The organism is Pedobacter steynii (assembly GCF_001721645.1).
GTDB classification, from domain to species: Bacteria; Bacteroidota; Bacteroidia; order Sphingobacteriales; family Sphingobacteriaceae; genus Pedobacter; species Pedobacter steynii_A.
Window position 1 is genome coordinate 4,141,752 of the sequence record NZ_CP017141.1, and the last position, 7,702, is coordinate 4,149,453.

Here is a 7,702-nt window from a genome sequence, read left to right on the forward strand (position 1 = left end):
ATTTAAATACAGATGGCAAAGTCAGACGTTAATGGATTGGAAATTGCAATTATCGGGTATTCCGGAAAGTTTAATAATTGCGTGAATGCTGAAGAGTACTGGAATAAACTTTTCAATGGAGAAGAGACCTTTCATAACTATAGTAATGAAGAATTGGCCGAGTCTGGTATTGCTGAGGATATATATAATAGCTCCAGCTATGTTAAAGTAAAGGGAGTACTCCAAGATAAAGAATGTTTTGATCCTCAGTTTTTTGGATACACCCCTGCAGAAGCAAATATTATGGATCCCCAGATCCGGATATTTCATGAAATCGTATGGAGTGGGTTGGAAATGGCAGGTTGTAGTCCTGAAAAGACTAATAAAAGAATTGGTTTGTACGCCTCTGCAAGTGATAATAATTTATGGCAGTCTATCATGTCTTTAAGTGGAAACCCTGATTCAGGAGAACTGGAAACGTCTTATCTTTCAAATAAGGATCATTTATGTTCTTTGGTCTCCTATAAGTTAAATTTGAAAGGGCCGGCTATATTTACGCAGACCGCCTGTTCCTCGTCTTTAGTAGCCGTACATCAGGCAGTCAGAGCATTGTTGACTGGAGATTGTGAAATTGCTGTCGCTGGTGGAGTTTCAGCATCTCTGCTGGATAAGGGGGGATATCAGTATCAGGAAAATTTAATCTTTTCTTCCGACGGTCATTGCAGGGCATTTGACAGTGGGGCTGATGGAACCTTAAAAGGTGAAGGCGGAGGAGTGGTTATACTAAAAAAATATAAAGATGCCGTAAAAGATGGAGATACAATTCATGCTATCATCAAAGGAACCTCGGTTAATAATGATGGAAGCGATAAGATTGGATTCACTGCTCCCGGTATTCAGGGACAAAGAAGAGTCATCAAAAGTGCCCTGCAGCTTGCTGGTGTTGATCCAAACTCAATTACCTATATCGAAACCCATGGAACAGCGACAAGATTAGGTGATCCCATTGAGTTTAAAGCTTTGAATGATGGGTATGGTCAGACAGGAAGTCATCGCAGCCCGATAGGTTCTGTAAAAACCAATATCGGACATCTGGATAGTGCTGCCGGAATTGCTTCTTTAATTAAGGTGATCCTGATGATGAAGTACAGAAAAATTCCTGCGAGTTTACATTTCAAATCTCCGAATCCTGAAATTGATTTTGAAAATTCTTCTTTTTATGTTAACCAGGAATTGCAGGATTGGGAAAGCCCATATGCTAAACTCAGAGCTGGAATAAGCTCTTTTGGCATAGGGGGAACAAATTGCCACATTATCGTAGAAGAGGCGGTTCAGATATCTGAGGCAAGCAATAATGCATCAAGCTCTTGTACTATCAATTTATCTGCAAAATCTTCAAAAAAATTACATGATGCTGGGTTGCTTCTTGCCGATCATTTGAGAAATCATCCCAGTATTAGACTTTCGGATTTATCATATACACTTAATTGCGGAAGGACTGATTTTAACTACCGAACATCGATTACTGCTTCTGGTACGGAAGAATTTGTTCAAAAATTAAGTGAGAAACTAGTGGTTAGTAATATACAGGAAAAAAGCCCTGGAAGACCTCATTGTGTTTTTATGTTTAGCGGGCAGGGTGCTCAATATGTGGAGATGGGTAGGGATTTATATGAGAAATATCCATTTTTCCGCCAACAGATGGATGAATGTTTTGAATTGATAAAACGTCACCATGGAATTTTGCTAAAAGAGGAGATTTACAGAAATGGAAATAGTGCAGAACTAAAAATCAATGATACCTTATACACTCAGCTGAGTTTGTTTACGGTGAGTTATGCGATGGCAAAATTTCTGATAGCAATTGGGATTAAGCCGGATGCCCTAATAGGACACAGTATCGGCGAGTATGCCGGAGCAGTCATTTCGGAGATGATTAGTTTAGATGAAGCCATTCAAATTATAGGAAAACGAGCATTATTAATGCAAAATACCGAAAGGGGGGAGATGTATGTGGTATTTACCAATGAAAAAGAATTAAAAGATCTGCTTCCTCCGGATTTATCCATTGCAGCTATAAATGGAGAAGAGGTAGTCGTCATTTCTGGAAATAAGATTTCTATGAGCGAATTTATAGAAACCTTAAATTCAAAACATATCATCGCTAAAAAATTAAATACTTCTCATGCATTTCATTCCTCAATGATGGATGAAATCCTGGAGGAATACCGCTTATTTTTAGAAAACTATAATTTCAAAAGAGGGAAGATACCTTTGATTTCTAATATTTCGGGAAAATTTCTAGATACTGGCAGAGATGCCACCTATTGGAGCAAACATTTGCGTGATACTGTTCTTTTTGGTGATGGATTAAAAACGTTAATTGCCGCAGGTAATACTCATTTTGTTGAAGTTGGTCCCGGAAATCAGTTGGTTAAATTGGTTGAGCAGTTAATGGTAACAGAAACTGTTATGCCGGTTAATACGTTAAGAACCGCTTCTCAGACGGTACAGGATGACGATTTACTGCATCAAAATATAGCGAAGCTTTGGATGAATGGATGGCCTGTTGAGTGGTCTAGATGCTACGAAGGCATGGCCGTAAAAAAGATTCCATTGCCAATATACGCGTTTGAAAGAATGAGATTCCCCCTACAGATTGATCTGCAGAAATTAGTTGGGAATTTGTATTTCTCTTATTTAACGCCTGCAGAAAATAGTAAAAACTGGTTGTATGAATCAACCTGGACAAAAGATGAGTCTGATATACAGATTTTGAATCCAAAGTCAGAAAAGAAAAATCTGATGGTTTTTTGTGATGATAAGGGAGTTGCTGAACTTGCATTGGAAAAATCAGGTATTGACTTTAATGCTCTAATTAAGATTCGCATTGGAGATAGGTATGAAAAAATTAACCCTCTTTCTTATGTGGTCAATTGCCATAACCTGGATGAATATAGCCGGTTGGTTGAAGATCTAAAATCCGATGGTTATGAGAAAGCAGATGTTATTCACGCATTTGGATTGGACGACTTCCCGGTCTCTTTGGATGACGGGATGTTTCGGGGATATTTAAGTCTTGTTTTCCTAATTAAAAGCTTGTCCGATCATCAGCTTGAGCATGAAAGGAATGTGATGGTTTTGGCTAGCGAAATAGTTAGGATAAATCCGGATGATCAAATCAATCCAGTAAAGGCCATGCTACTTGGCGCGCTGAAAATTATTTCAGTGGAACACGATAACTTAAACTGTAAGCTCATTGATTTCGATAAGAATGATACTCCAGTTAGCTCAATGATTAGAGAAGTATGGTCAAAAAAAGATGGTCAAATTAGCGTTGCTTATCGCAAAAACTCAAGATTTATACCGTCCATTGCAGCAATAAAGGTAAATGGAGCATTTAAAGACCCACTAAAAAATCAAGGATGTTATTTGATTACCGGTGGTTTAGGAGGAATGGGTTTATCAATTGCTCATGACCTTGCTTTAAAAGAAAAAGCAAAACTTACGCTAATTTCCAGACGTGATTTTCCAATCGAAAGTGAAAGAAAAGCATGGGTAGATAAATACGGAAAAGAAGATGTCATCAGCAGAATTATTTATCAGATCTGGGATATGGAAAGGAATGGTGCTGAAGTTCTTGTAATTTGTGCTAATGTGGCTGACAAATTACAGATGCAGCATGCAATTCGTTTGGCTGAGGGGAGATTTGGAAAGATTAATGGTCTGATTTGGTCAGCTGGAGTGATAGATTACGATGGCGTTATACGGAGAAGAACCCGGGACCAATTTATTGATAATATAAAGTTGAAGGTTCATGGACTTTTGATTGCTGAACAATTGTTGAACTTTGATGAACTTGATTTTATTGTACTATTTTCTTCTGCGGGAAACTTGTATTATAAAGAGAAGTTTGGACAGGTTGCTTATAATGTTGCTAATGAGTTTACCGACGCTTTTGCAAGAAGTAATGATGCCAAATACAGGATATCGGTCATTAACTGGTGTGACTGGAAAAATGCGGGGATGACTGTCGATGGGCTTAAAAAGAGGGATGCGGGTATTACTCAGGAAGATATCAATACTTTTCTTAAAGATGGACTTACGAATGAAGAAGGTGTTAAGGTTTTCCGCCATTGCCTGACAAATCCTGAATCTGCCTACATCATTAGTAAAAAAAATCTCACCGGTTTTTATAACCAAAAAAATGAAGAACAAACTGAAAAAGTTGAGGTTGTCGATCTTATTGAAAATTCATTTGAAAGACCTGAACTCATTACACCGTTTATAGCGCCTTCTACAAAAACAGAAATCCTTTTATCAAACCTATGCTGTACTCTTTTCGGTTTGAATAGAGTGGGGATCAATGATGACTTTCTTGAATTAGGTGGTGATTCTTTAAAAGCAGTAAAATACATCAATCAAATAAAAAAGGAACTGAATGTAAGAATCTCTTTGGGAGACTTCTTTAGTAATCCAACAATCCTGCTGCTTTCAAAGGTGATTAATTTAAAACTTGATCCTGGAGAAATATCTGAAACAGATCAGCAACAAGCGGATTTATCTGATAATTGTCTCTTACTACCTGCTCAAAACAGGATATTCATTCTAGACAGATTGAATCCATTACAGACCATACACAATCAGATTTTTACTTTTAAAACCAAACCTATTTCTAAAGCAAAATTGAATTATGCCATTGGCTTACTGATTGAAAAACATGACGTTCTTCGCGCCTCTTTTGATTTGGAGGGAGCGTATCCAAGTCAATCTTTCGGGAATCATATCACAGCTGAAATAGAAAATTACTCTATTCTGCAGGAAGATGAACTTGATGCAATTATGAAGCAGTTTGAGCGTCCTTTCAATTTATCAGTGCCCCCTCTTTTCAGAATCGGATATGTTACAAATACTTCCGGAGATGATTTTTTGTTAGTTGATATTCATCATATTATATCAGATGGTGTCTCCAACAAAGTCTTTCTGACTGATTTATTCTGTTCTTTAGATGGTGTAAAATCAACGGAAAAAAGTAGCGACTTCAGATCTTATATTCATCAGTTTTATGCTGCTGAAATGCAGGAGGAAATAAAAGCCGAGGAACAGCATTGGTTAAATAAATTTAAAGATTATAGTCAACTCAATGGACTGATGCTCGATCATCCCCGAAAAGCAAATGATCAGAAGACAGGAAAAAGACACAGATTTACAATTCCTGCCGATCTATCACTGCTCGCCATCAACGCAGCTAAGAATGAAGGCGTAACTTTATTTACTTATACCTTGTCTGCTTTGTACGTATTGTTGAGGAAGCTGACCGGAGAGTCCGAAGTGATCATTGGTACCACTCATTTTGGCCGGGATATTATTGGATTTGAAAATACAATGGGGATGTTTATTGAAACTATCCCACTCAGAAATACGATTGATGATGAAATGGTATTCCAGGTCTTCCTGAATCAGATAAAAAATAATACTTATGAGGACTTTGACAACAGAAAGTTTCCATTTGAAGAGCTGATCGCCAAGCTAGAATTGCCAAAAGACAGAAAAAGAAATCCTCTTTTTGACGTCGTATTTTCTTCTGATAATATTGGAGAAACCGTGGTTGAGCAGCCTGATCATCACACCGTATTGAACTACGTTGAACATGGTAATGTCAAAGTAGGATTTGATTTATTATTCACTTTTAGTTTGCACCAAAACGAACTGAGTTTCTGTTTCGAATATAACTCAAGTTTGTTTGAAGAACAAACAATATCACTTTACAGCGCTTATTATAGGCATATTTTACATCAGATTTTAGAAAAACCCAATCTTCAGATTAAAGAGGTTAACCTATTGTTGCCCAACAATGAGGAAAGTTATCCTGATATGGTATTAAGAGGTAAAGAAACCGTTCAAACCAGCGCATCTCTTATTTTTTCTGAATTCTGTAAAGTTGCAGAGGAAGCAAAAGATAATATCGCTATTCACTTCGATGGAAGACAAATGACTTACGGCCAGTTAATCAAAGAAGTCAATAAGCTTTCTGATTATCTGATTGATAGTTGTAACATCAAAGAAGGAGATCGTGTTGCCATATATCTGCCTAAATCAGCTTACCTCATTATAGCAATCCTGGCTTCCATTAAAAGTCGGGCTGTCTTTGTTCCAATTGATATCTCCTTACCGGAGGAACGGGTAAAATATATAATGGAAAACTCAGCTGCAAGCGTTGCACTTACGTTGGCTGATTATATGTTTGACCTGACTTATTTCCAGGGGACTGTATTTTGCATGGATATTCAGTTAGCGGAATTACCGGTCAATGATGAACGTGTATATCAAGGAGAGTTAACCGATGGCGCTTATATTTTATTCACCTCAGGTTCAACTGGTTATCCAAAAGGCGTGAAGGTTGCTCAAAATAGTCTTGCTAATTATATCAGTTGGGCCAATGAGTTTTACTTTGATCAGCAGCAGTTTGACCTCCCTTTATTTACCTCAATTTCTTTTGATTTTACACTAACCAGTATTTTTTCTCCATTATTAAGGGGAGCTGCGGTGTATGTATTTAGTGATGACCACGCTGTTGACGATTGTTTGAAAAAGATATTTCAGTCCGATATAAAAGCTGTTAAGGCAACGCCTGCACACATCGATATGCTGAGTTCTTTAAACCTTACCAGTACTTCTTTAGATATTGTTATTCTAGGAGGAGAGGAACTTTTGCCGAAACAAATTTCATTCCTGAAACAGCTGAATAGGAATATCCGGATATTTAACGAGTATGGCCCTACAGAAGCTACCGTGGCCTGTACTGCTATTTTAATAGAGGATGAGAATGAATTAATTACGGTAGGTTCTCCTGTTGATAATACACAGATTTATATTCTTGATGAACAGTATAATTTGTTGCCGTCAAATGTTCCTGGCGAAATTTTTATTGCCGGAGGATGTCTGGCGGAAGGGTATTTGAATGAAGAAAATACCCGTATGAGTTTCATTGAGCTTCCTACCGATCCTAAAGTAAGAGTTTACAAGTCCGGAGATAAGGGGCTTTTAAATTCCGCCAACAGATTAGTATATATGGGTAGAATCGTTAAGAATGATCAGGTAAAGATTCGTGGATATAGGATTGAACTGAAGGAAATTGAAAAAATATTCTCTGAAATTGAAAATGTTGACAGAGCGATTGCTTTGGTAAAAAAGCTAAATAATGAAGATACGTTAGTCGCTTATTATTTAGCAAAAGAGCGTCTGGATGAAAGAAAGATAAAAGCAGTGTTGACAAGGTACCTGCCAAACCAAATGATTCCCGGAATAATCATCTGGTTAAAAGAGTTTCCGATTAATATTAACGGAAAGGTCGATTATAATTTATTTCCCGATCCGGTGATCAAGAAGAGCAGTTCTTATATCCCTCCTGTGTATGAAATAGAAATAAGACTCGTGGAGATCTGGTCTGATGTCCTGAATATTGAAAAAGAGAATATCGGAGTAAATGACGGTTTTTTTGCGATGGGAGGTAATTCACTGAAGGTTGTTCTGTTGAGTCAGAAAATAGAAGATGCATTTGGTATATCCATTCAGGTCGCTGAACTATTTGACCATGACACGATAAACACTTTTATCAATAAGTTTCTGAAAGACTTCAACAAAAATAATGCAACTGTTAACGCGCTTGATAACCTAGAAAGTTAAGCCGAAAACCTATTTACAAATTCACTCAATTAAAAAT

1 protein-coding gene is annotated in these 7,702 nt (G+C 37.3%); it reads left to right on the forward strand.

Annotated features, from left to right (window positions below; translation table 11 throughout):
• Window positions 1-12: 12 nt before the first annotated feature.
• Window positions 13-7,665, forward strand: coding sequence for a hybrid non-ribosomal peptide synthetase/type I polyketide synthase (locus BFS30_RS17190; RefSeq protein ID WP_069380421.1), 7,653 nt, complete (start codon window positions 13-15; stop codon window positions 7,663-7,665).
• Window positions 7,666-7,702 lie beyond the last annotated feature (37 nt).

Excerpts from the sequence above, each read along its gene's own strand:
- BFS30_RS17190 (WP_069380421.1), top strand. The coding sequence starts at position 13 with ATGGCAAAGTCAGACGTTAATGGATTGGAAATTGCAATTATCGGGTAT.